Annotated in this window: 28 protein-coding genes; 14 read left to right on the top strand and 14 right to left on the bottom strand. The window is 49.1% G+C overall.

Features of this window, described 5'->3' with window-relative positions; all coding sequences use genetic code 11:
* Positions 1-433: 433 nt before the first annotated feature.
* Positions 434-967, top strand: coding sequence for a gamma carbonic anhydrase family protein (locus RCH83_RS00575; RefSeq protein WP_306518024.1), 534 nt, complete (start codon positions 434-436; stop codon positions 965-967).
* A gap of 96 nt (positions 968-1,063) precedes the next feature.
* On the opposite strand, the gene RCH83_RS00570 is transcribed toward RCH83_RS00575, so the two are convergent.
* On the bottom strand, positions 1,064-1,312 hold the full coding sequence (locus tag RCH83_RS00570; RefSeq protein ID WP_306518023.1) for a hypothetical protein: 249 nt from the start codon (positions 1,310-1,312) through the stop codon (positions 1,064-1,066).
* On the bottom strand, positions 1,309-2,124 hold the full coding sequence (gene aroE / locus RCH83_RS00565; protein ID WP_306518022.1) for a shikimate dehydrogenase: 816 nt from the start codon (positions 2,122-2,124) through the stop codon (positions 1,309-1,311). The genes RCH83_RS00570 and aroE overlap by 4 nt, the downstream gene beginning before the upstream one ends.
* A gap of 9 nt (positions 2,125-2,133) precedes the next feature.
* Between aroE and RCH83_RS00560 the strand changes: the two genes are divergently transcribed.
* Positions 2,134-2,574 carry a group II truncated hemoglobin gene (locus RCH83_RS00560; protein WP_306518021.1) on the top strand — a complete coding sequence of 147 codons (441 nt, stop codon included), beginning with the start codon at positions 2,134-2,136 and terminating at the stop codon, positions 2,572-2,574.
* Between the two features lie 83 nt (positions 2,575-2,657).
* Here RCH83_RS00560 and RCH83_RS00555 read toward each other — a convergent pair whose 3' ends face one another.
* Genes RCH83_RS00555 through RCH83_RS00545 form a run of 3 tightly spaced genes read right to left on the bottom strand, consistent with a single transcriptional unit; the run spans position 2,658 to position 5,248 of the window.
* On the bottom strand, positions 2,658-3,653 hold the full coding sequence (locus RCH83_RS00555) for a D-alanine--D-alanine ligase (RefSeq protein ID WP_306518020.1): 996 nt from the start codon (positions 3,651-3,653) through the stop codon (positions 2,658-2,660).
* Positions 3,654-3,705: 52 nt separating this feature from the next.
* The gene (hemF, locus tag RCH83_RS00550) at positions 3,706-4,638 is read right to left on the bottom strand and encodes an oxygen-dependent coproporphyrinogen oxidase (RefSeq protein WP_306518019.1); all 933 of its coding nucleotides are present in this window, start codon (positions 4,636-4,638) and stop codon (positions 3,706-3,708) included.
* 46 nt (positions 4,639-4,684) lie between these two features.
* Positions 4,685-5,248 (bottom strand): L-threonylcarbamoyladenylate synthase, encoded by a 564-nt coding sequence (locus tag RCH83_RS00545; RefSeq protein WP_306518018.1) that lies wholly within the window; start codon positions 5,246-5,248, stop codon positions 4,685-4,687.
* Between the two features lie 116 nt (positions 5,249-5,364).
* Between RCH83_RS00545 and purE the strand changes: the two genes are divergently transcribed.
* Both purE and RCH83_RS00535 read left to right on the top strand, forming a co-directional pair.
* Complete coding sequence (gene purE, locus RCH83_RS00540) at positions 5,365-5,853, top strand: 5-(carboxyamino)imidazole ribonucleotide mutase (protein ID WP_306518017.1); 489 nt, start codon at positions 5,365-5,367, stop codon at positions 5,851-5,853.
* On the top strand, positions 5,853-7,007 hold the full coding sequence (locus tag RCH83_RS00535) for a 5-(carboxyamino)imidazole ribonucleotide synthase (RefSeq protein WP_306518016.1): 1,155 nt from the start codon (positions 5,853-5,855) through the stop codon (positions 7,005-7,007). Before purE ends, RCH83_RS00535 begins: the two co-directional genes overlap by 1 nt.
* Before the next feature lie 76 nt (positions 7,008-7,083).
* Here RCH83_RS00535 and RCH83_RS00530 read toward each other — a convergent pair whose 3' ends face one another.
* From RCH83_RS00530 to RCH83_RS00515, 4 genes are all read right to left on the bottom strand, one after another.
* Positions 7,084-7,623 (bottom strand): type I DNA topoisomerase, encoded by a 540-nt coding sequence (locus RCH83_RS00530; RefSeq protein WP_306518015.1) that lies wholly within the window; start codon positions 7,621-7,623, stop codon positions 7,084-7,086.
* 130 nt (positions 7,624-7,753) lie between these two features.
* Positions 7,754-8,227 carry a DUF494 family protein gene (locus tag RCH83_RS00525; protein ID WP_260657601.1) on the bottom strand — a complete coding sequence of 158 codons (474 nt, stop codon included), beginning with the start codon at positions 8,225-8,227 and terminating at the stop codon, positions 7,754-7,756.
* A gap of 2 nt (positions 8,228-8,229) precedes the next feature.
* The gene (gene dprA / locus RCH83_RS00520; protein ID WP_306518014.1) at positions 8,230-9,321 is read right to left on the bottom strand and encodes a DNA-processing protein DprA; all 1,092 of its coding nucleotides are present in this window, start codon (positions 9,319-9,321) and stop codon (positions 8,230-8,232) included.
* A gap of 27 nt (positions 9,322-9,348) precedes the next feature.
* Complete coding sequence (locus RCH83_RS00515; RefSeq protein ID WP_306518013.1) at positions 9,349-10,545, bottom strand: LysM peptidoglycan-binding domain-containing protein; 1,197 nt, start codon at positions 10,543-10,545, stop codon at positions 9,349-9,351.
* Between the two features lie 123 nt (positions 10,546-10,668).
* Between RCH83_RS00515 and def the strand changes: the two genes are divergently transcribed.
* The 4 genes from def to trkA are packed head-to-tail and all read left to right on the top strand — an operon-like array spanning position 10,669 to position 14,818.
* On the top strand, positions 10,669-11,175 hold the full coding sequence (gene def, locus RCH83_RS00510) for a peptide deformylase (RefSeq protein ID WP_306518012.1): 507 nt from the start codon (positions 10,669-10,671) through the stop codon (positions 11,173-11,175).
* Positions 11,176-11,193: 18 nt separating this feature from the next.
* Positions 11,194-12,147 (top strand): methionyl-tRNA formyltransferase, encoded by a 954-nt coding sequence (gene fmt, locus RCH83_RS00505; RefSeq protein WP_306518011.1) that lies wholly within the window; start codon positions 11,194-11,196, stop codon positions 12,145-12,147.
* A complete protein-coding gene (gene rsmB / locus RCH83_RS00500) occupies positions 12,144-13,445 on the top strand; it encodes a 16S rRNA (cytosine(967)-C(5))-methyltransferase RsmB (protein ID WP_306518010.1) in 1,302 nt (433 codons plus the stop codon). Before fmt ends, rsmB begins: the two co-directional genes overlap by 4 nt.
* Positions 13,442-14,818 (top strand): Trk system potassium transporter TrkA, encoded by a 1,377-nt coding sequence (trkA, locus tag RCH83_RS00495; RefSeq protein ID WP_306518009.1) that lies wholly within the window; start codon positions 13,442-13,444, stop codon positions 14,816-14,818. Before rsmB ends, trkA begins: the two co-directional genes overlap by 4 nt.
* 126 nt (positions 14,819-14,944) lie before the next feature.
* Here trkA and RCH83_RS00490 read toward each other — a convergent pair whose 3' ends face one another.
* Both RCH83_RS00490 and RCH83_RS00485 read right to left on the bottom strand, forming a co-directional pair.
* A complete protein-coding gene (locus RCH83_RS00490) occupies positions 14,945-15,499 on the bottom strand; it encodes a GNAT family N-acetyltransferase (protein ID WP_306518008.1) in 555 nt (184 codons plus the stop codon).
* Positions 15,500-15,599: 100 nt separating this feature from the next.
* Positions 15,600-16,472, bottom strand: coding sequence for a LysR family transcriptional regulator ArgP (locus RCH83_RS00485; RefSeq protein ID WP_306518007.1), 873 nt, complete (start codon positions 16,470-16,472; stop codon positions 15,600-15,602).
* A gap of 196 nt (positions 16,473-16,668) precedes the next feature.
* Between RCH83_RS00485 and RCH83_RS00480 the strand changes: the two genes are divergently transcribed.
* A complete protein-coding gene (locus RCH83_RS00480) occupies positions 16,669-17,268 on the top strand; it encodes a LysE/ArgO family amino acid transporter (protein ID WP_306518006.1) in 600 nt (199 codons plus the stop codon).
* Between the two features lie 156 nt (positions 17,269-17,424).
* On the opposite strand, the gene RCH83_RS00475 is transcribed toward RCH83_RS00480, so the two are convergent.
* The gene (locus RCH83_RS00475; protein WP_306518005.1) at positions 17,425-17,772 is read right to left on the bottom strand and encodes an NIPSNAP family protein; all 348 of its coding nucleotides are present in this window, start codon (positions 17,770-17,772) and stop codon (positions 17,425-17,427) included.
* 130 nt (positions 17,773-17,902) lie between these two features.
* Between RCH83_RS00475 and RCH83_RS00470 the strand changes: the two genes are divergently transcribed.
* The 5 genes from RCH83_RS00470 to RCH83_RS00455 all read left to right on the top strand — a co-directional run bounded on the left by RCH83_RS00470 (position 17,903) and on the right by RCH83_RS00455 (position 21,304).
* On the top strand, positions 17,903-18,364 hold the full coding sequence (locus RCH83_RS00470; RefSeq protein WP_306518004.1) for an Lrp/AsnC family transcriptional regulator: 462 nt from the start codon (positions 17,903-17,905) through the stop codon (positions 18,362-18,364).
* A gap of 301 nt (positions 18,365-18,665) precedes the next feature.
* Positions 18,666-19,151, top strand: coding sequence for a hypothetical protein (locus tag RCH83_RS00465; RefSeq protein WP_306518003.1), 486 nt, complete (start codon positions 18,666-18,668; stop codon positions 19,149-19,151).
* Between the two features lie 82 nt (positions 19,152-19,233).
* Complete coding sequence (locus RCH83_RS00460; RefSeq protein ID WP_306518002.1) at positions 19,234-20,046, top strand: isocitrate lyase/phosphoenolpyruvate mutase family protein; 813 nt, start codon at positions 19,234-19,236, stop codon at positions 20,044-20,046.
* Between the two features lie 34 nt (positions 20,047-20,080).
* Positions 20,081-20,251: a LysE family transporter gene (locus tag RCH83_RS17620; RefSeq protein ID WP_373689723.1), complete on the top strand. Its 171-nt coding sequence runs from the start codon at positions 20,081-20,083 to the stop codon at positions 20,249-20,251.
* Between the two features lie 315 nt (positions 20,252-20,566).
* Complete coding sequence (locus RCH83_RS00455; protein WP_306518001.1) at positions 20,567-21,304, top strand: hypothetical protein; 738 nt, start codon at positions 20,567-20,569, stop codon at positions 21,302-21,304.
* 343 nt (positions 21,305-21,647) lie between these two features.
* Here the strand turns inward: RCH83_RS00455 and fadA are convergent, their stop codons facing one another.
* Positions 21,648-22,832, bottom strand: coding sequence for an acetyl-CoA C-acyltransferase FadA (gene fadA, locus RCH83_RS00450; RefSeq protein ID WP_373689722.1), 1,185 nt, complete (start codon positions 22,830-22,832; stop codon positions 21,648-21,650).
* Complete coding sequence (fadB, locus tag RCH83_RS00445; RefSeq protein ID WP_306517999.1) at positions 22,833-24,986, bottom strand: fatty acid oxidation complex subunit alpha FadB; 2,154 nt, start codon at positions 24,984-24,986, stop codon at positions 22,833-22,835. It abuts the gene before it with no gap.
* Between the last annotated feature and the right edge of the window lie 98 nt (positions 24,987-25,084).

The raw sequence follows: 25,084 nt of genomic DNA, 5'->3' as shown, positions 1-25,084 counted from the left end.
AAAGAGCGTGCTTCGACTTCGAAGCGGGAGGCGTATGTTACACTTCCCAGATTTTAAGTCAAGCAGAGAATTTTACTATTTAAATAAGCTTCTCTGCTTAACCTGACTTACTTCAGAAACCACTTCTGATTTCTGCTTCACTACAACTTTCAGAGCTTAGAGCCTGTCGTCGCTGCGAGGCGGCCATTTTAGTCAGTTTTCATTTCGTGTCAAGCGTCTTTTTATCGACATTTTCAACTTATTTCAAACTTACCCGGCTTGCTGCTTTCGCACCACCCCGTCGGCATGTGGCGCATTATAGAGACTTTCGCAGCACTGGCAAGCGCAAATTTGAGAAAACTTATGCTTTTGAGTGCGACAGCTTCTTTTTCAGCCGAAAGGTGCTTTTTTCCAACAATTGCCGCATACTTTCCACACAGCACAGGAGATCCATATGACAATTCGTACTTATAAAGGTATCAAACCCAGCCTTGCCCAAGGGGTTTATATAGATGAAAGTGCGGTAATAGTCGGAGATATCACTTTAGACACTGATGTCAGCATCTGGCCACTGGTTGCTGCGCGTGGTGATGTAAACAAAATCCGTATTGGTGCCCGAAGCAATATTCAGGACGGTACTGTTTTGCATGTGTCCCGCCCGAGCGGGAAGAACCCGGCAGGCTCACCTCTGATTATTGGCGAAGACGTTACTGTAGGCCATAAATGTATGTTACATGGCTGCACCCTGGGAAATCGTATTCTGGTGGGTATGGGTGCCATCGTCATGGATGATGCAATCATTGAAGATGATGTAATCATAGGCGCAGGCAGTTTAGTACCGCCTGGCAAAACTTTGGCTTCTGGTTATTTATATGTGGGTAGCCCGGTAAAACAAGCCAGAGCACTGAACGAGGCAGAACGAGCTTTTTTAGCTATCTCAGCCGCCAACTATGTGGTGCTGAAAAACGACTATCTGGCTGAAGGCTAGTTCGAAGGAACAAAGCAACCGCCTTTATATAGCTACCTTATATAAAGGCGCAGCCCCCACTCTATATAGCAGCAGAGAAAAACGACAAAGTCGCTTTTACAAACTGCCATCCAGCCTGACAATACCGTCCTCACCAAAAAGTTCAGCGGCAACAGCAGCTTCTATTTGTTCTTCCCAGAAAAAACAGTCTTCTTTTACCTGATACAGCCAGGCCTCTTTTTGCCAACCTTCCGGCATAAGGATCAGCACCTGAAGTCGAAGGCCTGCCTGCAATACGCTACAGGACACCGCCTGATGAATGGCATCAAAGTGATAGTCATCGTTAAAGATAAGCTGCTGATTCATGTTTTCACCAAAGCCGTCAGTTGTTCCAGCACAGGCTCAAGTTCAGGTTTGACACCACGCCAGATGGCAAAACTCTCAGCGGCCTGTGCCACCAGCATACCTATACCATCAGCACACTGGGTTACACCTTGTTGCTGACACCAGCTTAAAAAAGCTGTGGGTTCTTTGCCGTACATCATGTCATAGGCCAGTTCGCAGTGTTGTAAATGCAAAGCGCTGATATCCGGCCGCTGCTGGCTTAAACCCGACGATGTTGCGTTAATAATCAATGACCAGGACTGAGGCGGAATATCAGCAAAGCCAGAAGCCGTGACGCGGGTATCAAAAAGCCCGGCTATAGCTTGTGCTTTTTCTGCTGTGCGATTGGCGATATGAATTTGTCTGACTCCGGCTTCCAGCAAAGGCCCAACCACACCACGGCTGGCGCCACCAGCCCCTAACAACAACAGCTGTGCCTGATTGAGCTTTACACCCAGCCGGTGTAAATCTGCCACTAAACCAAGGCCATCGGTGTTGTCACCACAAAGCAGGCCGCTGTTATCTATATAAAGTGTATTTACCGCCCCGGCCTGTTTTGCCCTTTCACTGAGCTTTGCGGCCAGTGCAAAAGCCACTTCTTTAAAAGGCACAGTGACATTAGCGCCGCGTCCGCCAGAGGCGACAAACTGCTGCCAGCTGTCGGCAAAGCCATCGACCGGTGCTAGAATGGCGTCGTAACTCAGCTGCTGCGCCGTTTGTTCGGCAAAACAGCGATGGATCAGGGGCGATTTTGAATGCCCTATCGGATTTCCAAATACAGCGTAACGGTCCACACTACCACCATGATTAAGTTGCTGAAAAAGATGTTTAAAACCGACGATAGCAAGAGCCATCCGACACCACAAGTCACGCCTTATCAATTGATTGGCGGTGAAGAAGCTACCCGCAAGCTGGCCAATCGTTTTTACGACATTATGGCAACAGCACCGGAGGCGGCCGAATTGTACGCCATTCACCCTTTGCCACTGGATATGATCCGGCAGAAATTTTTTGAGTTTTTATCCGGCTGGTTGGGCGGCCCTTCTTTATTTGAAGAAAAATACGGCCATCCACGCTTACGCGCCCGCCATATGCCATTCCCTGTCAGCCCACAGTTGCGGGAGAAATGGATGTTTTGCATGAACAAAGCTCTGGAAGAAGTGGTGCAGGATAAAATGTTACGGATGGGATTAAGTGAAGCTTTGGGCCAGCTGGCCAGCCATATGATTAACCGCGATAACTAAAGCGCCACTGCGCAACCACTGATTTCAACAAGAAGGGGCCCTTTGGCCCCTTCTCTTTTAATTGTTTGATGTGTTTATTATTACTACTGTGGCAATGCCCGCTGCAAAATCTGCTGTAAAAACAAACCAAACTGATGACCATGATGTGCCAGCATTTGCGGGAACATTGAAATGGAAGTCATGCCAGGGAAAGTATTAATTTCGTTCAGTAAAATTTCGCCATCTTCGGTCAGGAAAAAATCCACCCGCGATAAATGCCGTAGTTTCAGCTGCCGGAAGGCTTTTAACGCCAGCTGTTGCATAGTGACAATCTGAGTTTCGGTTAAACCTGCGGGCTCCAGACTGGTGGTGGTGTGGCTGGCGTTGCTGTATTTTTCTTCATAAGAATAAAACCTGTCCTGCGGCACGCAAATTTCGCCGGGACGGGTGGCAATCAGCTCGTCGCCATATTGGTACACCGCCACTTCCAGCTCACGCGGTTTTAATGCTTTTTCTATCAGCACTTGCTCTGAATAACCAAAAGCATCATGAATTGCCTGCATCAGCTCAGCTTCGGTACTGGCCGCATAACACCCCACAGAAGAACCCTGACTGGCCGCCTTCACAAACACTTTGCCCCAATTGGTAAGCGCCTGTTTGGCTTGTTGCAGGCTGTCAGCTGAAGCTTCAGTTAAAAACAAATAAGGGGTATTTGGAATGCCCACTGCCGACAACCATAATTTGGTGCTGATTTTGTTAAAACACAAAGTGCTGGCTTCCGGCCCACAACCTAAATAAGGCAAACCGGCCAGCTCCAGCATAGATTGCAGATCGCCGGTTTCGCCCGGATAACCGTGAATACAAGGCACCACATAATCGACTAAACGGGTTTTGTCGCCCACCAGCAGCTGACGGTTTAAACCTAAACTGCATTCAGCACCATCCGCTGTCAGCCAACGATCTTTGTGCATCTCGACCCTGGTCACTACAACACCTGGCAAAGCGGTTAATTGTTGTTCGAGAAAATTAGCGCTGCGCAGCGACACTTCGTGTTCAGCACTACCACCACCACACAACAACAATACATGGATATTTTTCATTTCATTTTTCCTGAGATACAACAAGCAGACTCTAAACAGACCCTCTAAGTGGTTATCCGTTCAGGCCAAGCCAATCTTGTGGTGTTAAATAACGTTGATATAACAGCGCTTCCGGCGAACCTGCTTGCGGCTGATAACCATATTCCCAACGCACTAAAGGTGGCATCGACATTAAAATAGATTCAGTACGGCCACCACTTTGCAAACCAAACAGGGTGCCACGGTCAAATACCAGATTAAACTCAACATAACGGCCACGGCGGTACAACTGGAACTGCCGTTCATGTTCACCATAAGGAGTGTTTTTACGTGCTGCAACAATAGGAATATAAGCCTGGCAAAAGCCTTCACCGACGCTTTGCATAAAAGCAAAACTGCGGGCAAAACCCCATTCGTTGAGATCATCAAAAAACAAACCGCCCACGCCACGGGTTTCCTGCCGGTGTTTTAAATAAAAGTATTCATCACACCATTTTTTATATTCTGCATAAACCTCTGCGCCAAAAGGGTCACAACAATTTTTCGCCACCTGATGCCAGTGCACTACGTCTGCTTCTACCGGATAAAAAGGCGTCAGGTCAAAACCACCGCCAAACCACCAGACCGGCGCTTCACCTTCTTTTTCGGCAATAAAAAAACGCACATTGGCATGACTGGTTGGCACATGCGGGTTATTCGGGTGGATCACCAATGAAACACCCATGGCCTCAAAACCACGACCGGCCAGTTCAGGCCTGTGGGCAGTGGCCGAGCCCGGCATTTTATCGCCAAACACATGGGAAAAGTTCACGCCAGCCTGTTCAAAAACAGCACCATGGGTCAGAACCCTGCTGCGGCCACCACCACCTTCAGCACGCTGCCAGCTGTCTTCGACAAACTGCGCTTTGCCATCGGCTGCGGTTAACTGAGCACAAATCTGGTCTTGCAACGCCAGTAAAAAGGCTTTTACCTGTGCTTTATCAACCTGTTGCATTGCTGCTTGCATCAAACACTCCTGTTCTGCCGGCCTTGTGTATCCACCGGCATGTTATTTAGCCAGCACGAAAAATATGGCCGGTCTGAATATCACGAATTTCACTTGGATTTAACCGGCCACCGGTCGGTGCATCAATAATCACCTCCAGTTGCGACCCTAACTGAGCCTGCACATCAGCTGCACTTCTGCAGGCGGGCTGGCCTGATAAATTGGCGCTGGTGGAGGTAATGGGTTTGCCATAAGCCCGGCATAACTGCTGCACCAAAGGGTGATCGGATACACGGATAGCAATGGTGCTAAATTGCCCGGTCAGCCAGTCGCTGAGTCCGGCTTTTGCCGGTACCACCCAGGTGACAGCACCAGGCCAGCTCGCCAGCATCCGTTGTTTTTGTTCGGCATTAATCGCTGTTTCATCAATATAAGGTTGTAACTGGGCATAATCTGCCGCTATTAAAATCAGCCCTTTGCTTTTTTCCCGTTGTTTAATCTGCAACAACAAGGCGATAGCCTGCTGATTATCCGGATCACAACCCACACCAAACACAGCTTCTGTTGGATAAGCAATTGTTTTGCCTTCAGCTAAGGCATTGACAGCATTTAATATTTCAGTCTGATTCATCGTCTTTTCTATAGTTAAGCGACGCAATGAAGCGTACAAATGTTTTCCTGCCACCGGCCAGATGGCTATAATAGCCGCCTATTATGCCAGCAGCTGGCGGTTTTGAGGAAACAGCAATGAAAGTCGGTATCATTATGGGTTCAAAATCTGATTGGCCCACCATGAAAAATGCAGCAGAGATGTTAGACAAATTTGGCATCAGTTATGAGACCACTGTTGTTTCTGCCCACAGAACTCCACATTTGCTGGCTGAATATGCCGGCAACGCCGCCAGCCGAGGTTTAAAAGTCATTATTGCCGGTGCCGGTGGTGCAGCCCACTTACCTGGTATGGCCGCCGCTTTTACCAGTTTGCCGGTACTGGGTGTGCCTGTGCAATCCAAAGCACTGAAAGGTCTGGATTCTTTGTTATCTATAGTGCAGATGCCAAAAGGTGTGGCAGTAGGCACTCTGGCCATTGGTGACGCAGGCGCCGCCAACGCTGGTCTATTAGCAGCACAAATTCTGGCTACTTCAGATGCTGATTTAATGAAAAAAATTGACGCTTTCCGCCAGGAACAAACCGACTCAGTGCTGAGCCAGCCAAACCCGGCTGAGGACGCATAATGAAAAAAGTTCTGGTGATGGGCGCAGGTCAGCTGGCAAGGATGATGGCGTTGGCCGGCGCTCCGCTGAATATCCAAGTGCTGGCTTATGACGTAAACACCAACACTGTGTTGCATCCGGTCACCCAACAAACATTTGTGCTGACACTGGCAGAAGCCGTGGCTGACGCCGATGTGGTCAGTTCTGAATTTGAACATATTCCTTATCCGGTACAGGACATTTGTCAGGCCAGTGGTAAGTTTTTCCCCAACAGCACCGCCATTAAAGCAGGCGGCGACCGCCGTCAGGAAAAACAGCTGCTGGATGCGGCCGGTGTGGCCAATGCCGGTTATCGTATTGTCAGCACTGAAGCTGAGTTTCACGCTGCTATTGCCGCTTTAGGTTTGCCGCTGGTACTGAAAAGTGCACTGGCAGGCTACGATGGCAAAGGCCAGTGGCGGTTAAAACATGCTGAAGATGCAGCTGCCATCTGGGCTGATATCGCAGCTTTTATGGCGGGAGCCGACCACACTTTGCCTCAGGCGATAGTGGCCGAGCAGTTTGTACGTTTTGACCGCGAAGTCAGTTTAGTGGGTGCCCGCAACGCCAAAGGCGACACTGTGGTCTATCCGCTGACCGAAAACCACCATGTCAATGGTGTGCTGGCCGTATCTTTGGCACTGCCGGGTGAACAGCAACTGCAACAACAAGCCAAACAAATGTTTGATGCTGTAGCCGCCAAACTGGATTATGTTGGTGTATTGGCGCTGGAGTTTTTTCAGGTTGGCGACAAGCTGTTGGTCAACGAAATAGCGCCCCGCGTGCACAACTCTGGCCACTGGACCCAACAAGGCAGCGACACCTGTCAATTTGAAAACCATCTGCGTGCCGTTTGTGGTTTGCCGCTTGGCAGCACTGCTTTAGTGCGCCCTACTTTGATGGTGAATATTCTAGGTGAAGATGTGGTAGACCCTGCTGTATTGGCGCTGCCGTCCTGCCATCTGCATTGGTATGGTAAAGGCAAAAGGTCTGGCCGAAAAATGGGCCATATTAATTTGTCCGGCGAAACAGTGGCAGAACTGGCTGAACGTTTTGTGGTGCTGAGCAAGTTACTGCCAGAGCAGAGTTTCCCTGAAGTGGCCGATATGGCCGCCAAGCTGGCGGAGAGAGTTTAACTTTGCTCTTTCCACACTCAAAATAGCAAAAGGCCCATACAGGGCCTTTTTTATGTCGTGCTGTTATCAAATGGCGCTATTCTGCCTGCGGCAACTGGCACTTTTTGCTGGCACAAATCAGTTTGACTCCTGCAGCCGTTGGCTTTTCAGCCAGCAAAGCAAAACCACAATGGCGGCAGGTTCCGGCAACAGGTTTGAGATTCAGCACAAAATCGCAAACCGGGTACCCATCACAACCATAAAAGGTTTTGCCAAATTTGCTGGTGCGCTCCAGTAACTTGCCTTTGTGGCAGAGCGGACAGGAAACATCCGCCACTTCAGGCGCTTCTTCATGCACAATAAAATGACAAGACGGAAAGTTACTGCAACCGATAAACATGCCATAACGGCCGTTTTTTACCGCTAGCGGTGAACCACAGCTGGGGCAAGGTGTGTCCGTCAGCAGCTTCACTACTGTACTTTCATGTGGATGTAAATTCTGAATATAACCGCAGGCCGGATAATTGCTACAACCCAAAAAAGGTCCGTGTTTGCCCGACTTCATTACCAGTTCATGCTGGCATAAAGGGCAAATTTGTTTGTGTTCAGGAATGGCAAATAATGGCGCTTCAGACATTCAGTGGCAACCGACTAACAGAATAAATGGATTATCGCATAGTCCGAGGCTGCTGTAGCGACAATTCAATAGCGCTGAAATGCACAACGCTGTGCCGCAACGAACGTCAGAGCCGGGTAGAAAAAGGCCGCTAATGCAGCGGCCCTGTAGGTTCTTCAAAAATTAAATCTTCCATCTGGGCATAAGCGGTTTCATGGCCTGGTGCGTTAAACAACACCATCAATACCACCCATTTTAAATCTTCCAGATTTACTTCTTTACTGTCCAAATCCATCACCCGGTCTAACACCATTTCGCGGGTTGGTAAGTCCAGCACATTAATTTGTTCAAGGAACAGCAGGAATCCGCGGCACTCCGCATCCAGCTTACGTTGCTCATCAGCAGTAAAAATACGCACTGCCGTTGAATTGGTTTTGGTTAAGTAAGGTTTGACATGGCTTTCCTGCAACTTGGACAGATTTTCCAGCCAGCGCAGGGCTTTAAAAATATCATCATCATGAAAACCAGCTTTGACCAGCTCGCGGGTCAAATCGGCCTGATTTACATAAATTTCTGATTCATTATGGATATAGTTTTCGAACAGGTAGACGAGGATATCAAACATAATCAGGCCCTCCTCACTCGAATGTAGCCACCAGGTACTACAGCCACCTCACCGGACAATTCCAGCTCCAGCAGCATAATGGTTACGTCAGCGACCGCCATGCCAGCGCGTGATGCAATAACATCTATTGCAGTCGCCTCATCTCCTACGTTAGCCAACAAGCTGTGTTCGAACAAGCCTTGCTGACAATTATTTTTACGTTTTGCGCCTTTCGCTGGTTTGGTTGGCAGAAAAATCGCTAACTCTTCTATGATATCGGCCACTGAGCGGGTTAATTTAGCACCCTGTAATATTAATTGATGGCAACCGGCCGCCATTGGATTAAAAATAGAACCAGGCACCGCAAACACTTCCCTGCTGTATTCAGCCGCATAATTGGCGCTGATTAAAGAGCCGCTTTTTTCCGCCGCTTCCACCACCAGGGTGCCCAGACTGAGCCCCACCACAATACGGTTTCTCAATGGGAAAAACATAGTGCGTGGCTCTTCATCCGGCAGATATTCAGACACCAGGGCGCCACTTTCCCGCACCTGCGCCGTTAATTTGGCATGTTGTTTTGGATAAATGTGCGACAAACCATTACCAAGCACTGCCACCGTACTGCCGTTGACTGACAACGCGCCCTGATGAGCACAACCGTCAATACCCCGGGCCAGACCACTGACAATACCAAGGCCGGCACGACAAAGCCCGGCGGCAAATTCAAATGCAATTTGCCGGCCTGTTGGCGTTGGTTCCCGGCTGCCCACCATCGCCAGACTTGGTTTTGTTAGGGCTTCAGGGTTACCTTCGACAAAAAGTGCTAAGGGCGGCTGTTTAATTTGTTTTAATAAGGCTGGATAGCGCTGATCGAGGCAGGAAATAAAATGGCGGTTTGGCTGTTGTTCCAGCCAGCACAAAGCGTTGTTGATACGCTGGTGCTCTGGCGCCAGCAACATCTGGCTTTGTAGTTCAGTGAGACCAAAACTTTGCAATTGCGCCGGACTGGCGCTGAAGAATTCGGTAAAAGGTATCGACTGGATCAGACGTTGGTACCGCAGCAAATCCATGCCTGGTACCGACGCCAGAGCCAGCCATTGGCGCAGATCATCCATGATCCCCCCACTGGCTGTATTGGCCTGTTAAATATCGCCTATTAAGTCCCCAACCCGTATTGGCTGACGGGTTCCTGTGACAATGGCAAAACTGACGCGGTCTGACACTTTAAACACCATCAGATTACCGATTTTTTCTTTTGGCATTTGCAACACTTCACCATCAATACCACCGGTCAGCTTTTCATATTTGCTGGCGTCGGTCAGATAAACCGGACCCCGTTTGGTATCAACCACTGAAGGTGAATTGCGGTAAATTGAGAACATATGGCCTGGTGCAACATCGTCAATCAGCCCTTTGTTCAGCACAACAATGTCCCACTTGGAAAATTCACGCAGATCTGAAGTGGTGTCGATAATGACACCTTCAATCGATTTTTCCGGTTTTTTCATCACAAAAAACGCTGGTAAGGACTGACCTTCGGCCGCAGGTAACAGTTTGTCACCCTGACGAATTTCTTGTTTTACATCGATAACCTGCACAGAAGCTGGCTCATTATTTTCTTTGCTGCCCGGCCGGAAAACTTTAGCCGTTGCGACCAGAATGGTTTCGTAACCCAATAAGTCTTCAGTTTGCGGGTCGATATAAGCTTTACCCTGACGGTAGATACCATAACTGGCACCTAACTCAAGCTCACCACGCACATACAGAATATGTTCTTTAATCGAATTTTTAATCTGATCGTTGGCACCTAACACATAAGGCAGTTTGTTAATTTCACTTTCGCTGAGCGCTTGTTCATAAGTCAGGAAAGGCCGAATCATCTTCAGTGGCAAGGTTGTCACTGCTTTGGTCGACTTCATTGTTTTGCGTTGTTGCGGCGACAGTTTTTTATAACCTTCAGGCCGGCTCATAGCGGTGCTGTCTTCGCTGGCCGTCACTTCAGGCTCAGCTACCGGGGCGCTGGTGTCAGGAGAGATTTTTACCACTTTGCTGTCGTCATTGACTTCCAGCACAGGGTTGCCATCTGCGTCAAAAGTTAAACTCAATACATCACCAGGGTAAATCAGGTTCGGATTATCAACCTGTGGATTGAGTTTCCACAACTGTGGCCACAACCAGGGTTGCGACAAATACATACCGGAAATATCCCAGAGCGTATCACCTTCCTTCACAGTATAATTTTTCGGTGCGTCAGCCTTGAGCACTAATTCTTCCGCTGTTGATAAACTTGTATAACAAAGCAGCAAAGCGGCGAGTGAGGTTGTTATTGTTTTGAGCATGCCAGCTTCCTTGAGCCCGAACTTGTGGTAATTATTGCAGACTAAGCTGTTAATACAGCTGATTAATGGCTAAAATTAGACCATATCACAGATACTTAAACAAAGCATATTTTTGTAGGTGCCATGACAGTCTTAACCGTATTACATTATCCCGACGAGCGTTTGCGTACTATTGCCAAACCTGTTGCTGAAATAACAACCCAAACCCGTCAGCTGGTCGCTGATATGCTCGACACCATGTATGATGAAAATGGTATAGGCTTAGCCGCGACACAAGTCAATGTACATCAGAGGGTTGTTGTTATTGATGTCTCTGAAAGCCGCGATCAGCCACAAATTTTTATCAATCCGGAAATTATCGCTAAAAGTGGCGACACCACTTACGAAGAAGGTTGTTTGTCGGTACCACAAAGCTACGCCAACGTGGAACGCGCCGCTGAAGTCACAGTAAAAGCGCAGAACCTTGAAGGTGAATGGTTTGAACTGAACGCCGATGGTTTATTGGCCATTTGCCTGCAACATGAGCTGGACCACCTGCTCGGCAAACTTTTTATTGATTACCTGTCGCCATTAAAACGCGACCGCATCAAGAAAAAGCTGGAAAAAGAAGCCCGCAACGCGGCTCGTTAAGCCATCACAGGAATAACAGTGACTCCATTACGCATTATTTTTGCCGGTACGCCGGATTTTGCCGCCCGCCATTTACAGGCTTTGCTGAATTCAGAACACGAAGTGGTTGCAGTCTACAGCCAGCCGGACAGACCCGCTGGTCGTGGTCAGCAGCTACAAGCCAGTCCGGTCAAACAGCTGGCGCTGCAACAGGATATTCCGGTCTATCAGCCCAAGTCACTGAAAAAAGCCAAAGCACAGGCCGAGCTTGCTGCCTTAAATGCCGACCTGATGGTGGTGGTGGCTTATGGCCTGATTTTACCTGCTGTGGTGCTGAATACCCCTAAACTGGGTTGTATTAATGTGCATGGTTCTTTGTTGCCGCGCTGGCGTGGTGCTGCCCCTATTCAACGGGCTTTATGGGCAGGTGATGCCCAAACCGGCGTCACCATTATGCAAATGGACGAAGGCCTGGATACCGGCGCTATGCTGAGTATCGCCACTTTACCTATTGAACCTAACGACACTTCCGCCAGCCTGTACAACAAACTGGCTGAGATTGGCCCTCAGGCTTTGCTGGATGCCCTGAAGGATTTACCTGCATTACAACAACAAGCCGTAGCGCAGGACGATAGCCAAGCCAATTACGCCGAAAAACTCAGCAAAGAAGAAGCACAACTCGATTTTACCAAACCAGCAGCAGCACTGGAGCGGGAGATCCGTGCTTTTAATCCATGGCCGGTGAGTTACCTGCAACTGGGCAACCAGCAATTAAAAATCTGGCAAGCCAGGGTTGAACCTCTGACAGAAACAGCAACGCCGGGCACAGTGCTGAAAGTGGATAAAAAAGGCATTGTGATTGCCACCAGTGAAGGCGCTTTAGTGCTTGAGCAGTTACAACCACCAGGTAAAAAAGCCATGGCAGTGGCCGATTTTATTAATGGCCGCGCCGACTGGTTTCCTGTTGGGCAAAAATTGGGTGCTACAGCATGAGCGCTAACCTGCGAGCGGTAGCCGCCACTTGTTGTTATCAGGTGGTGGACCAGGGCAAATCTTTGTCTGATGTATTGCCCAAAGCCCAGCTGCAATTTGATAACCCGGCCGATAAAGCTTTGTTGCAGGAAATTTGTTTTGGTGTGCTGCGCCATTTACCTTTGCTGGATTTTGTCTGCCAGCAGCTGATGGCAAAACCACTGATTAAACAATTAAGACCGCTGCAATTCTTAATTTATGTCGGTATTTATCAGCTGAAGTTTTTACGGATACCAGACCACGCCGCAGTGGGCGAAACTGTAGAAGCCGCCCGTTATTTAAAAGGTCAGTCAATGACCAAACTAATTAACGGTGTGCTGCGTTCAGTACAACGTAAACCAGAGCTGTTTGATGTCAGTCAGGCGCCTATGCCGGTGCAAACCAACCACCCATCCTGGTTGGTGACGTCTTTGCAGAATGCTTATCCGGAACAGTGGCAACAAATTCTGGCGGCCAATCAGCAAAAAGCACCACTCTGGCTTAGGGTGAATGTGCAGCGTTGTAGCATTGAAGCATTTTGTCAGGCGTTAACGGCTGAAGGCATAGAGTTCAGCCAACCAGAACCCACTTTGCCACAAGCTATTTTACTGGCTCATGCCACTGATGTAGTGCTGCTGCCCGGTTATCTGGATGGCTGGTTTGCAGTACAGGATTTAGCGGCCCAATATGCCGCTGTTTTTCTGGCGCCGGAAAACGGCGAACATATTTTGGATGCCTGTTGCGCCCCGGGTGGCAAAACCGGTCATATCCTGGAAATTGCGCCAAAGGCTCAGGTATTGGCACTGGATAAAGACGCCAAACGGCTGGACAGAGTGCGCGACAATCTGGCGCGCCTTGGCCATCAGGCTGAGATCAAAGCCGCGGACGCCGCCACCCCACGCCAATGGTGTGATGGCCAGCAGTTTGACCGCATTTTGCTGGATGTGCCCTGCTCGGCTACCGGCGTGATCCGCCGCCATCCGGATATCCGCTGGCTTCGAAAAGCCGCTGATATTCAAGCGCTTGCCACCTTACAACAACAAATTCTGATCCAGATCTGGCCGTTATTAAAACCGGGCGGCACGCTGTTATATGCCACTTGTAGTGTATTGCCAGCGGAAAACCAATTACAAATCAGTCAGTTCCTGGCGCACCACTCTGACGCCGAAGCTGTGGCTTTAGGTGCCGGTATCAACAACAGTCAAATGCAAATTCTGCCGGGCGAACAACAGGCAGATGGCTTTTTCTACGCAAAACTCAGCAAAAAGGCAAATGGATGAAAATTATCATTCTGGGCGCTGGTCAGGTTGGAGCCACTTTGGCGGAAAACCTGGTCGGTGAAGAAAACGATATTACTGTGGTGGATATCAACGCCGAAAAACTGCGGGCATTGCAGGATAAATTTGATTTGCAGGTAGTGCATGGCCACAGCGCTCATCCGGATATCTTAAAAAAGGCCGGTGCTGAAGACGCCGATATGATTATTGCGGTCACCAACAGCGATGAAGTGAATATTGTCGCTTGCCAGGTGGCTTACAGTATTTTTAATACGCCAACCAAAGTGGCGCGTATTCGTACCAACCAATACATCAAATACCGTGACCAGTTGTTTAATAAAGACGATATGCCGGTCGACCACTTTATTGCGCCTGAAACTCTGGTGACCGACTATATCCGCCGTTTAATCGACTACCCGGGCGCCTTGCAGGTAGTGGAATTTGCCGGTGGCAAAGTCAGTTTAGTGGCGGTTAAAGCTTATTATGGTGGTTTGCTGGTAGGTCATGCACTTTCCACGCTGCGTGAACATATGCCACATATTGATGCCCGGGTGGCGGCTATCTACCGTCGTGGTCATGCCATTAAACCTATAGGCACCACTATTATTGAAGCCGACGACGAAGTGTTTTTTGTCGCGGCCACCAAACATATCCGCGCTGTGATGAGCGAACTGCAAAAGCTGGAAAACAGCTACAGGCGCATTATGATTGCCGGCGGTGGTAACGTGGGTTTTGGCTTGGCCAAAGCTTTAGAAAAAACTCATAGTGTGAAGCTGATAGAACGCAGCAAAGAGCGCGCCGAATATTTATCCAGCACCCTGGAAAACACTGTGGTGTATGCCGGTGATGCGTCCGACCCTGAGTTGTTGCAGGAAGAAAACATCGATCAGGTTGACGTGTTTTTAGCTGTCACCAACGACGACGAAGCCAACATTATGTCGGCCATGCTGGCCAAACGGATGGGCGCACAAAAAACCATGGTGCTGATTAAACGCGGCGCTTATGTAGATTTGCTGCAAGGTGGTGAAGTAGATATAGCGGTGTCGCCACAACAAGCCACTATCTCGGCCTTGTTAACCCACGTGCGTCGTGGTGACATTGTGAATGTGTATTCCTTACGCCGTGGCGCCGCTGAAGCTATTGAAGCGATAGCGCATGGTGATAAAACCACGTCAAAAGTTGTAGGTCAGGCCATCGGCAAAATTAAACTGCCGCCAGGCTGCACCATTGGCGCCATAGTGCGCGGTGATGAAGTGATGATTGGTCACGACGCCACAGTGATTGAAACCGACGACCATGTAATTTTGTTTTTGGTTGATAAAAAGTTTATTGGTGAAGTGGAACGTTTGTTCCAGGTTAGCGCTATTTTTATCTAGTTGTTTTAAAACAATATTTAAATTTTAATGCCGGGTTAAAACTAATGTTTAATCCGGCATTTTTTATTGCTGTTGGCTCATGCTTGTTCCGGTATTTAGCAGCTAAATGGCTGTAACAAAACATGGTTATGTTGCAGCAGCTGACACGGCAGCCTGATACAAAGCCGGCGTCAGGTAATAATGCACTTTATATTCGGTTTCACCGGCCGCATTGATATCTTCGACCTGATGCGAAAATACCCCACCAATTTTCTCGACGGCACGACGCGAACGGATATTGTCTGCACCAATATGCAACCAGACTTTATCGACATGCAAAAAAGCATGTTGCAGCATCAGTTGTTTCATTTCACCATTCACAACCCCGCCCCAATGGCTGCGCGCTAAAAAGCTATAACCTATCGCCAGTTCACGTTCTGGCAAATTGATATCGTAATAACGGCTGGAGCCAATGACTAAACCACTTTGGTTATCAATCACCTTAAAAGCGCTGCCGGAGGCTATGCCGCTGTCGAAAAAACGCTGAAATACCTCCCGCTGATAACGATTGGGTTCTGGGTGTAGCTGCCAAATCAAAGGGTCGCTGGCGGCAAGGTATAAGGCCTCAAAATCATCGGCTTGCAGCGGTAACAAACTGATTTGTGTACCGGTTAACAGCGGCTGTAATACAAAATCTGCCATTTTTATGCTTTTCCTATGCACCTTTTCCCAACCAGTTTTGCTGATGGCAAAAGCTCAAACTACCATTGGCAACGTCGTAATTATCATATCAGTCAATATGTTAGGTTTGTACTAAATACTGTTTAGCCGTCTGCTCTACCCGCTGTCGCAACAGTTGCAGCAGCGGGCTTTCACTTTGCCAATAATGCCAATACAAAGGGGTATCCAGAAAATAACCGGGCGATAAATCAATAAGTTGCCTTGAATCCAACAAATGTTGGCTTTGCAGCTCTGGCAATAAACCAAAGCCTAAACCCGCCAGCACAGCTCGGACAAAACCTTCAGAAGATGGGCATAAATGCACCCGCTGTGGTGTGGCGCCGGCAATATCGGCCAGATACTGATGTTGCAGCTGATCATGCTGACTAAACACCATACAAGGCAAAGCCGCTATTTTGGCCGGCAGGTTTTGCTCAAGCTGATGCCTTTTCACAAAATCCAAACTTGCTACAGCCCTATACCGCAGCGCACCCAGATACAACACTGCACCACCATTCACTGGCTGGGCAGCGTCACAAACACAGGCCATCACGTCGCCCTGCTTCATGCGCTTTAAGCCAACAGATTGATCTTCAACCACTAAATCAAACTGCACACCGGGGTGGTCCGGTAGCACCAAAGCCTGTGGCAACCAGGTTGCCAAAGAATCGGCATTAGTCGCCAACCGCACTACTAAATGCTCCGGGTCGTCGGTAAGCCCAAGCGCCGCTTCCATTTGCCGCACTTGTTGCAGATGATTCAGCAAACGTTGCCCTGCCACAGTAGCAACAGGTGGCGAGGTGCGCAGCAATACCGGCTGGCCCAATAAAGCTTCCAACTGTTTAATTCGCCGGCTAATAGCCGACTGGGTTAAACACAACTGCTGCGCCGCTTTTTCAAAACCCTGTTGTTCAATCACTGCCGCCAAAGCTTGTAACAGCCGATAATCAATCATGATTAAAACTCATGCAGGATAAAAATTATTCGTTGGATTCATTGTAGTGCGGTTCTTTACACTCTGACCAGAGTTGACTGACAGAGCTGAAACTGGCTTTTAGCTAGCCAATCGCAGCTTTTGCTGCAGTTGCCGCTACGACTTTTCACCCCGATATCAGCTTTGCTTTGCCCACGGCTTTTTTGAGGAACACCCTATGTTGTCATTTTTTACCGGTTTTACCGTGGGCCTGAGTTTAATTGTGGCCATTGGCGCGCAGAATATTTGGGTACTGAGCCAGAGTATGGCCGGCGCCAACCGGCTAGTAATAGCGCTGGTATGTATCAGCTGCGATGCGCTGCTGATTATCACCGGCGTTTACAGTGTGCAGTGGTTACAACAAATAATGCCACCGCTGGTGCCGGTGCTCACCTGGTGTGGGGTGTTGATGTTGTTGTGGTTGGCTTATGGCGCCGCCCGCCGTGCCTGGCAAGGCAGCCAAGGTTTACTGGCAAAACAACAAGTGCAGGTGCAGCCCTGGCCAAAAACCGCGCTCACAGCGCTTGCTATCACTTTGCTTAACCCTCATGTGTATCTGGACACTGTGGTGCTGATTGGTGGTGTTGGTACTTTGCAGCCACAACCGGGCTGGTTTACGGTTGGCGCTTGTCTGGCATCTTTTATCTGGTTTAGCAGCCTGACCGCTTTGGCCCCCAAGCTTAAAACTGTGCTGAGCTCCCCAAAACGCTGGCGGGTATTTGATGCGCTGGTGGCACTAACTTTGGCAGGTATAGCGCTGAAATTGGCGGTGGTATAACGCTGGCGGGTGTTTGATAAGGGGTGATGATATGACGACGATTGTGTTAAAGCTTGCCGTGGCGCTATAGCGCGCCACTTCATTGCAACTTGATGCAACATTCGCATTCGTCGCTGTTTATGATCGTTCACTGGATACATCACCTGCCGTTTTTGATCACGGGGTCGGTCCGGCATGCTGGCGCAAGCTCTTGATCAAAGTAGCATCGGCCGCCAACACCATAGTGTTGCAGCTTTCTATGCAAGCCAAAATAGCGGCCCGTGGCCCATTTTGCCAGGCGGCACTGGCATAAAACGCCTGCTGGCGTTGCTCACAATCCGCGAAACTGTGATAAGCCCGCACCAGCATGTAGGCGTCTGGCGTTTGCAAAGAGGCGGTGGCGAGAACCACATCAATCCCTGCGGCGGCCAACAGTGGCAAGGATTTTTCATGTAACAATTGATGGAACTGTGACCCGGTGCCTGGTTTTAATTGGTAACTGCGGATTTCAATGATATTTTGCATCGATGAGCATCTGCTAAAGTGGCAATAACAAGCCACTATGGTAAGTGGAAACCTTGTACCGACACAGTGCAAATCCCAGGCATTTGCACTGTTATAACCACTGAATTAAAGGTATTTCACCAGGTTTACTATGGCTTTTGAACTTGATAACTACGATCGTAAAATTATCGCTCTGCTGCAAAGCAATGCGCGCATCAGTTACACCGAAATTGGCCGGCAAGTCCATCTCACTGCGCCAGCAGTAACAGAGCGGGTGCGGCGTTTGGAAGAAGCTGGGGTAATTACGGGCTACCAGACGCGAGTCAATTTGCGCGCCTTGGGTTATAGCTTTGAAGCCTTTATCAACATTGTAGTGGATTCACATGCCGCCCTGGATGCCTGGGCCGCAGCACATCCCGAGGTGTTAGCCCTGCACGCGACCACCGGCAACCACTGCGCGCTGATGCACATCGGTGTCACCTCGCCGGAACATTTACAAGAGGTGTTAATGTCGTTGGGTAAACTTGGCAAAACCAGTACCTCGATGGTGCTGTCATCGCAGTTTGAAAACCGTCCGCGCTGCCATGGTGATCAACTGCCGAAATCCTCTTAACGCGCGCCTCAAAACTGGCGTCTGCCAACGGCAATTTGCAGCATCAGCGCCGCCTTGGATCAACCACTGCGCAATAAATGCGCAGCGTTTTTTCTAACTTAAATCCTGTACTTGCGGGGCAATTTAGCAAGCTCCTGCCGCTTAGGTGAAATCCAAAGTAAAACCGGTTTAAATCTGTGAAATCCGTGGTTCACCCAGGCCAATTTCTTGGTTTTGTCTATGTGCTGATAGAGGCCGGCGCCTTATGATCTCATTCGGCATTTGCCCTGCTGCACCATCTCTCAAGCAAGGAAAACAAAGTTTGAATAACCCTCAACATGATTTTGATTTTTTCGTCGGCCGCTGGCGGATAGAAAACCAACGGCTGCGTCATCGTTTGCAACAGTCCAACGACTGGGAGCACTTCGAAGCGAGCCAGGAGATGCGATTGTTGCCTGGTGGCATCGGCAACTACGACGATTTCCTCGCCCCCTGCTGGCGCCCGGGTTTTGTCGGCATGTCGCTGCGTTTGTTTAATCCGCAAACACAATTGTGGAGTATTTATTGGCTCGACAATATCAACGCTGGTCTTAATAGCGCCGGTAGTTTAATGCCACCCGTCGTAGGTAAATTTGAAAATGGCATTGGCATCTTCGAATGTGATGATGAACTGGACGGCAAACCTATTCGGGTTCGTTATAAATGGTTTGATACCGACACCGAAACCCCACGCTGGGAGCAAGCGATGTCAGCTGATCAAGGCAAAACCTGGGAAGTGAATTGGCGTATGCAAATGTTCCGGCAATAAATGTTTTGGCAACAACCCCGAATCTTCAAGGATGATGGGTATACCACCCACCGCTCTGGCACTCAAAAATTTAAGGAACATCATGTTAAGCACTAAATTAAAAAACAAAATCACGACATTCCGCCAGTTACACAGCCAAGGCGGTTTACTCCTCAATAATGTATGGGATCTGATGACTGCGCGGCTTGCCGAAAAAGCCGGTGCGACCGCAATTGCAACCACCAGCGCTGGCGTTGCATGGACAATGGGCTATGCCGATGGCCATACCATCCCACGCAAATGCGTGATGCAACATGCGGCTGCAATTGTAGCCAGCACCGAACTACCTGTGTCGATCGACGTTGAAAACGGCTTGCTTAGCGCCGGTGAAAGCATGAGCGATTTGGCGCAAGATCTGTTGGCAGCCGGAGTGGCGGGTGTAAATCTGGAAGATACACAGGACGGCAATATGCTCGATGTTGTTCGCGGCGCACAACGCATTCAACAATTGCGTGAAGCCTGCAAAGCATTGGACTACCCGTTATTTATTAATGCAAGGATGGATGTATTGCTTCGCGGCGGCAGCAAGGATGCCGACAACTTAATCAACCGGGCTCAGGCTTATATTGCGGCTGGTGCAGATGGGGTGTTTATTCCCGGTTTAATCGATTTGGCACTGTGCCAGCAAGTGGCCCGTGGTATCGATGGGCCCTTGAGTGTGATGGCATTACCAGGTGCGCCGAGCGCCAACGAAATATTCGCCACAGGAGTCAAACGTTATAGCGCAGGGTCCTTTATGGCTGAATCCGCATACGGCCATGTATTGGCTCAGATGCAAATATTTCAGCAAACCGGTTCTTTGCAACCAGCGGTGAGTCATTTGAGTTATGGCGAGATGAACCAGATGATCGACTGATTGCCGGTGTTGGCACTTTGCAAGCGCAGCCAGCCTGGTTTACGGTGGGCGCGCTTGTCTGGAATCCTTTATCTGGTTGAGCAGCCTGACCGATTTGGCGCACAAGCTAAAGACTGTGCTGAGTTCACCCAAACGCTGGCGGGTATTTGATGGCCTGGTGGCTATGACTTTAGCTGGGATTGCGGTGAAGCTGGCGGTTGCTTAAGGTCGCTTCTTTATCGTTGAATCTCTTGGCTTGTCACTTTCTATAAGTTTCCCGACCGGCTTGGGCGGCACGGGTAACAGCAACGCAGACACGCCGTAAATACATCCCTGTAGGCTCGATTGCGGCATCCATGCCGCAAACGGTCTGCTTTTGCTGTCACCCGGCCGCTTCAGTAACTTTAATGGCTTGTTCCGGTATTTCGCAGGCACAACATTCCTGTACCCTTAACTGAAATGTGTTATTGAACATAAAAACAAAAGCAGATAGTTTGAATCCCATTAAAGGCAATCAATGTAAGCCAATTAGAGGATATGCATGTCTCACAACATGATGCAAAAGGTAAACAGTTTTGCTCTGAGAGCTTATCGAGATACAGCTGATAAAGATTATATTCTCGCCCGCATCGCATATAAGACCGATCTATTCCCGCAGTTCCATTGGTCTGCGCTTCATGCTCTTGAAAAATATGCCAAATGTATTGCAATTCTCACCCGCATCCCAAAGCCTAAAAAAGATTATATAAAGCACGAAGTAAACCGGAGCTTGGAGCTTATTTCCGAGAAGCTAGATATAGCGCTATCGGAGCAAACAAAGAAATTCATAGCTCGTCTTGAAGAATATGGCGCAAGATTTCGGTATTTAGAGATCTCCTGGTTTATAAACGACTGTGAACTAGCAAAGCTAGATCGTGCTGTTTGGGAATTGCGCCGCTTTTGTAATGCTGAGTTATATGTTTATTCTGGAGACCATTTTGTTTCGGTATGCAACGACAAACACGAAGCTATTAGATCCATCGAAAAACCGAACAAAATAAATACTCTCGTGCCGGGCGGGTATCTTGAAAAAACACTGGAGAATCGAAAATCCAGGGCAAGACCTGATTTAGTTTGGTGCAACCTCTACTACACAAATTCCAACAGAAAGTCAGTACTTATGAAAAGTGGCAAAATGGCTGAAAATTCTCCGTTTTCTCTGCACCCGGAAATTATCGAGGAAGTGTCGAAATATACATTTGTCCCAGATGAAATAAAAAATGTATACAAAAGCGGCTAGCAACCATTGGATATCTGATGATTAGAGAAATTCCCCAACCTACAACCGGGAGCTGCGGAGTGAGCATTCAAGAGTGAGCGCGGGAGGCGCGAACGGGCGAACGCAGTAGCTGCCGGTGGTTGGTTGTCGGCAGCCCCACGGCACATGCCGCAACCAAAGCTGCTGAAAAAAATAACTCCCCCGGCGTACTGCCGCTTTGCGGCGGGTACGCCCTACCCATAAATAGCCACCTACTGAGGCAACGGTTTTAAATTGACCAATAAAAAAGGCTGATCAATCATCAGCCCTTTTTCGTTTCACCGGATAAAAGCCTAAACCCCTTATCCGCCAGCGCGTCTGCTAGTTAAGCATCAACGCGCTCAAATACAGTCGCAATACCCTGGCCTAAACCTATACACATAGTGGCTAAACCGTATTTGCCGCCTTTGCTTTCCATCACGTTCAGCAAGGTGGTGGAAATACGCGAGCCTGAGCAGCCCAGCGGGTGACCCAGTGCAATAGCACCACCGTTTAAGTTTACTTTGGTTTCTTTCACTTCCAGCAAACCTAAGTCTTTCATTACCGGCAGCGCCTGGGCAGCAAAAGCTTCGTTCAGCTCGAAGAAGTCGATTTGACCAATGTCTAAGCCAGCGGCTTTTAACGCTTTTTTCGATGCTGGTACAGGGCCGTAACCCATAATAGACGGGTCGCAACCGGCCACACCCATACCAATAACACGGGCACGGATCTTCAGGCCTAAAGCGCGGGCTTTGTCTTCACTCATCACCAGCATGGCAGAAGCGCCGTCTGATAAGGCTGAAGAAGTACCGGCTGTTACAGTACCGTTGGCCGGGTCAAATACCGGACGCAGTGCCGCCAGCGACTCCACTGTAGTTTCAGGACGGATCACTTCGTCAGTATCAAACAGCTTCAGCACGCCATCAGCGTCATGCCCTAAACACGGCAGAATTTCGTTTTTAAAACGACCTTCCAACGTAGCTTCATGGGCTAAACGGTGTGAACGGGCACCAAATTCATCCTGGTCCTGACGGCTGATGCCGTGCATTTTACCAAGCAATTCAGCAGTTAAGCCCATCATGCCGGCAGCTTTGGCCACTGAAACACCCAGGCCAGGGTGGAAATCAACACCGTGGGTCATAGGCACATGGCCCATATGCTCCACACCACCAATTAAATACACTTCACCCATGCCCATGGCGATAGAACGCACAGCGTCATGCAACGCTTGCATTGAAGAACCGCACAGACGGTTTACGGTAACGGCCGGCACAGAATGCGGAATACCGGCCAATAACGCCGCGTTGCGCGCTACGTTAAAACCCTGCTCCAGCGTTTGTTGTACACAACCCCAAATCACATCGTCGATGTCGCTTGGGTTCAGGCCAGGGTTACGTTCTAAAATGCCGCTCATCACATAAGCAGACAGTTGTTCAGCACGGACATTACGGAAAATACCGGCTTTGGAGCGACCCATTGGGGTCCGGATGCAGTCGACAATCACAGCTTGTTTCATGGTAATTCTCCGCAATTAAACCGGGTAAAACACCTGGCCGCTGGCAGCCATGGCGCGGGTTTTATCAGTCACCTGGTAAATTTCACCTAAGTGCGCGTATTGGTCAGCCAAAGCTACAAAGTTGGCCAGACCCATGGTGTCCACATAACGCAGCGGGCCACCGCGGAACGGAGGGAAACCTAAACCGTAAATCAGGCCCATATCAGCTTCCGCCGCTGAGGCCACTATGCCTTCTTCTAAACAACGAATGGCTTCGTTAATCATTGGGATCATAGTGCGGGCAATAATTTCATCGGCTGAAAAATCTTTGGCCGGAGCTGCTACGCCAGCTAACAAAGCTGCGCTTGCTGCGTCCAGGTCTTTTTTCGGTTTGCCTTTAGCGTCTTTGCTGTAAGCGTAAAAACCAACACCGTTTTTCTGACCAAAACGCTGAGCGTTATACATAGCGCTAACCGGGTCGTTATCGACTTTTGCCATGCGGGTTGGGAAACCAGCGGCCATCACGTCGGTACAATGATGCGCAGTGTCTAAACCCACTACGTCCAGCAAATACGCCGGGCCCATAGGCCAACCAAATTGTTTTTCCATCACTTTGTCGACTTTGGCAAAATCGGCACCATCCAGCACTAATTTGCTAAAACCAGCAAAATACGGGAACAACACGCGGTTGACGTAAAAACCAGGGCAGTCGTTCACAACAATTGGTGATTTACCCATTTTGGCAGCATATGCCACCACAGCTGCGATGGTTTCGTCTGAAGTGTCTTTACCTCGGATAATTTCTACCAACGGCATCTGGTGCACAGGGTTAAAGAAGTGCATACCGCAGAAACGACTTGGGTCTTCTAAATTCGCCGCTAAGGTATTGATAGAAATTGTTGAAGTGTTGGAGGTGATAATAGCGTCTGGGCCAACCACAGTTTCAATTTCTTTCAGCACAGCGCCTTTGATTTTTGGGTTTTCCACAACGGCTTCTACCACAATGTCGACACCTTTGACGGTTTCGTTCGACAGCGTAGGTGTAATAGAAGCAATCACTTTGGCCATACCGGCAGCGTCTAAACGTTTGCGCTCCACCAGTTTGCCCAACAGCTTAATGGCTTCACCCATACCCAGTTGCAGCGCTTTGTCGTTGATGTCTTTCATCACAACAGGCACGCCTTTAGAGGCTGACTGGTAAGCGATACCACCACCCATAATGCCGGCGCCTAACACAGCCGCTTTATTGATGGCTTTTTTCGCCATTTTGCCGGCTTGTTTGGCTTTGCCTTTAATCAGCTGGTCGTTCAGGAATAAACCAATTTGTGCAGTGGCAGCGTCAGTTTTTGCCAGTTTGGCAAAACCGGCATTTTCCAGCGCTACTGCACCGGCGCGGTCTAAACGTGCAGCTTTTTCAATGGTTTCTACGGCCAGCATAGGCGCAGGGTAATGTTTACCAGCGTTGGCAAACACCATGCCTTTGGCAGTGTTAAAGCTCATGATGGCTTCGGTTTTGTTCAGTTTCAGTGGTGCTAACTTGGCTGCGCGTTTCTGACGCCAGTTCAGCTTGCCGGCAATGGCGTCCTGCACCATCGAAAGAGCCGCCTCTTTTAATTTAGCCGGTGCCACTACGGCATCAACAGCACCTTCTTTTAAAGCTTGTTCGGCGCCACGTTCTTTACCTGTGGTGATCCACTCCATCGCAGTATCTGCACCGACAATACGAGGTAAACGGGCTGTACCACCAAAACCTGGCATCAGGCCAAGTTTTACTTCAGGTAAACCAATTTTGGTGCTGGTGTCGGCCACACGGTAGTCGGCCGTTAAAGACCACTCACAACCGCCGCCTAAAGCAAAACCATTTAATGCAACTACTGTTGGAACTGGCAAATCTTCAGCGAGGTCGAAGATGTCTGACGCTTGTTTAATCCAGGGGATTAAATCGGCTTCAGGTTTTTGGAAAGTGGCTAAAAATTCAGTAATATCAGCGCCAACAATAAAAGTTTCTTTGGCACTGGTGTAAATTAAACCTTTGAGGTTTGCATCTTTGTGCAGGATTTCCAGCGCTGCACGGCAATCGGCCAGCGTTTGCTGGTCAAATTTGTTTACCGAGCCGGCTGCGTTAAAGGTAAACTCGGCAATACCGTCGGCAATGTATTGCACGGTAATGCTGGAACTCTGGTAGATCATGGATGTTCTCCTTCGTCGCGTAGGTGACAAATGCTTTTTTATCGCAACAGGTCAGATGAGTCTTGTGCGGGTCCAGTGTGTCGCGGTTCAGAAAAAAA

The sequence above is a fragment of the Rheinheimera sp. genome (genome assembly GCF_030824435.1).
In the GTDB taxonomy this organism is placed as follows: Bacteria; Pseudomonadota; Gammaproteobacteria; order Enterobacterales; family Alteromonadaceae; genus Pararheinheimera.
Note: the sequence above shows the minus strand (reverse complement) of the source record. Positions and strands in the feature narration are given on the sequence as shown.

Coding starts and splice junctions, on each gene's coding strand:
- RCH83_RS00575 (WP_306518024.1), top strand. CDS start 434: ATGACAATTCGTACTTATAAAGGTATCAAACCCAGCCTTGCCCAAGGG.
- RCH83_RS00570 (WP_306518023.1), bottom strand. CDS start 1,312: ATGAATCAGCAGCTTATCTTTAACGATGACTATCACTTTGATGCCATT.
- RCH83_RS00560 (WP_306518021.1), top strand. CDS start 2,134: ATGATTAAGTTGCTGAAAAAGATGTTTAAAACCGACGATAGCAAGAGC.
- RCH83_RS00555 (WP_306518020.1), bottom strand. CDS start 3,653: ATGAAAAATATCCATGTATTGTTGTTGTGTGGTGGTGGTAGTGCTGAA.
- hemF (WP_306518019.1), bottom strand. CDS start 4,638: ATGCAAGCAGCAATGCAACAGGTTGATAAAGCACAGGTAAAAGCCTTT.
- RCH83_RS00545 (WP_306518018.1), bottom strand. CDS start 5,248: ATGAATCAGACTGAAATATTAAATGCTGTCAATGCCTTAGCTGAAGGC.
- purE (WP_306518017.1), top strand. CDS start 5,365: ATGAAAGTCGGTATCATTATGGGTTCAAAATCTGATTGGCCCACCATG.
- RCH83_RS00535 (WP_306518016.1), top strand. CDS start 5,853: ATGAAAAAAGTTCTGGTGATGGGCGCAGGTCAGCTGGCAAGGATGATG.
- RCH83_RS00530 (WP_306518015.1), bottom strand. CDS start 7,623: ATGTCTGAAGCGCCATTATTTGCCATTCCTGAACACAAACAAATTTGC.
- RCH83_RS00525 (WP_260657601.1), bottom strand. CDS start 8,227: ATGTTTGATATCCTCGTCTACCTGTTCGAAAACTATATCCATAATGAA.
- dprA (WP_306518014.1), bottom strand. CDS start 9,321: ATGGATGATCTGCGCCAATGGCTGGCTCTGGCGTCGGTACCAGGCATG.
- RCH83_RS00515 (WP_306518013.1), bottom strand. CDS start 10,545: ATGCTCAAAACAATAACAACCTCACTCGCCGCTTTGCTGCTTTGTTAT.
- def (WP_306518012.1), top strand. CDS start 10,669: ATGACAGTCTTAACCGTATTACATTATCCCGACGAGCGTTTGCGTACT.
- rsmB (WP_306518010.1), top strand. CDS start 12,144: ATGAGCGCTAACCTGCGAGCGGTAGCCGCCACTTGTTGTTATCAGGTG.
- trkA (WP_306518009.1), top strand. CDS start 13,442: ATGAAAATTATCATTCTGGGCGCTGGTCAGGTTGGAGCCACTTTGGCG.
- RCH83_RS00490 (WP_306518008.1), bottom strand. CDS start 15,499: ATGGCAGATTTTGTATTACAGCCGCTGTTAACCGGTACACAAATCAGT.
- RCH83_RS00485 (WP_306518007.1), bottom strand. CDS start 16,472: ATGATTGATTATCGGCTGTTACAAGCTTTGGCGGCAGTGATTGAACAA.
- RCH83_RS00480 (WP_306518006.1), top strand. CDS start 16,669: ATGTTGTCATTTTTTACCGGTTTTACCGTGGGCCTGAGTTTAATTGTG.
- RCH83_RS00475 (WP_306518005.1), bottom strand. CDS start 17,772: ATGCAAAATATCATTGAAATCCGCAGTTACCAATTAAAACCAGGCACC.
- RCH83_RS00470 (WP_306518004.1), top strand. CDS start 17,903: ATGGCTTTTGAACTTGATAACTACGATCGTAAAATTATCGCTCTGCTG.
- RCH83_RS00460 (WP_306518002.1), top strand. CDS start 19,234: ATGTTAAGCACTAAATTAAAAAACAAAATCACGACATTCCGCCAGTTA.
- RCH83_RS00455 (WP_306518001.1), top strand. CDS start 20,567: ATGTCTCACAACATGATGCAAAAGGTAAACAGTTTTGCTCTGAGAGCT.
- fadB (WP_306517999.1), bottom strand. CDS start 24,986: ATGATCTACCAGAGTTCCAGCATTACCGTGCAATACATTGCCGACGGT.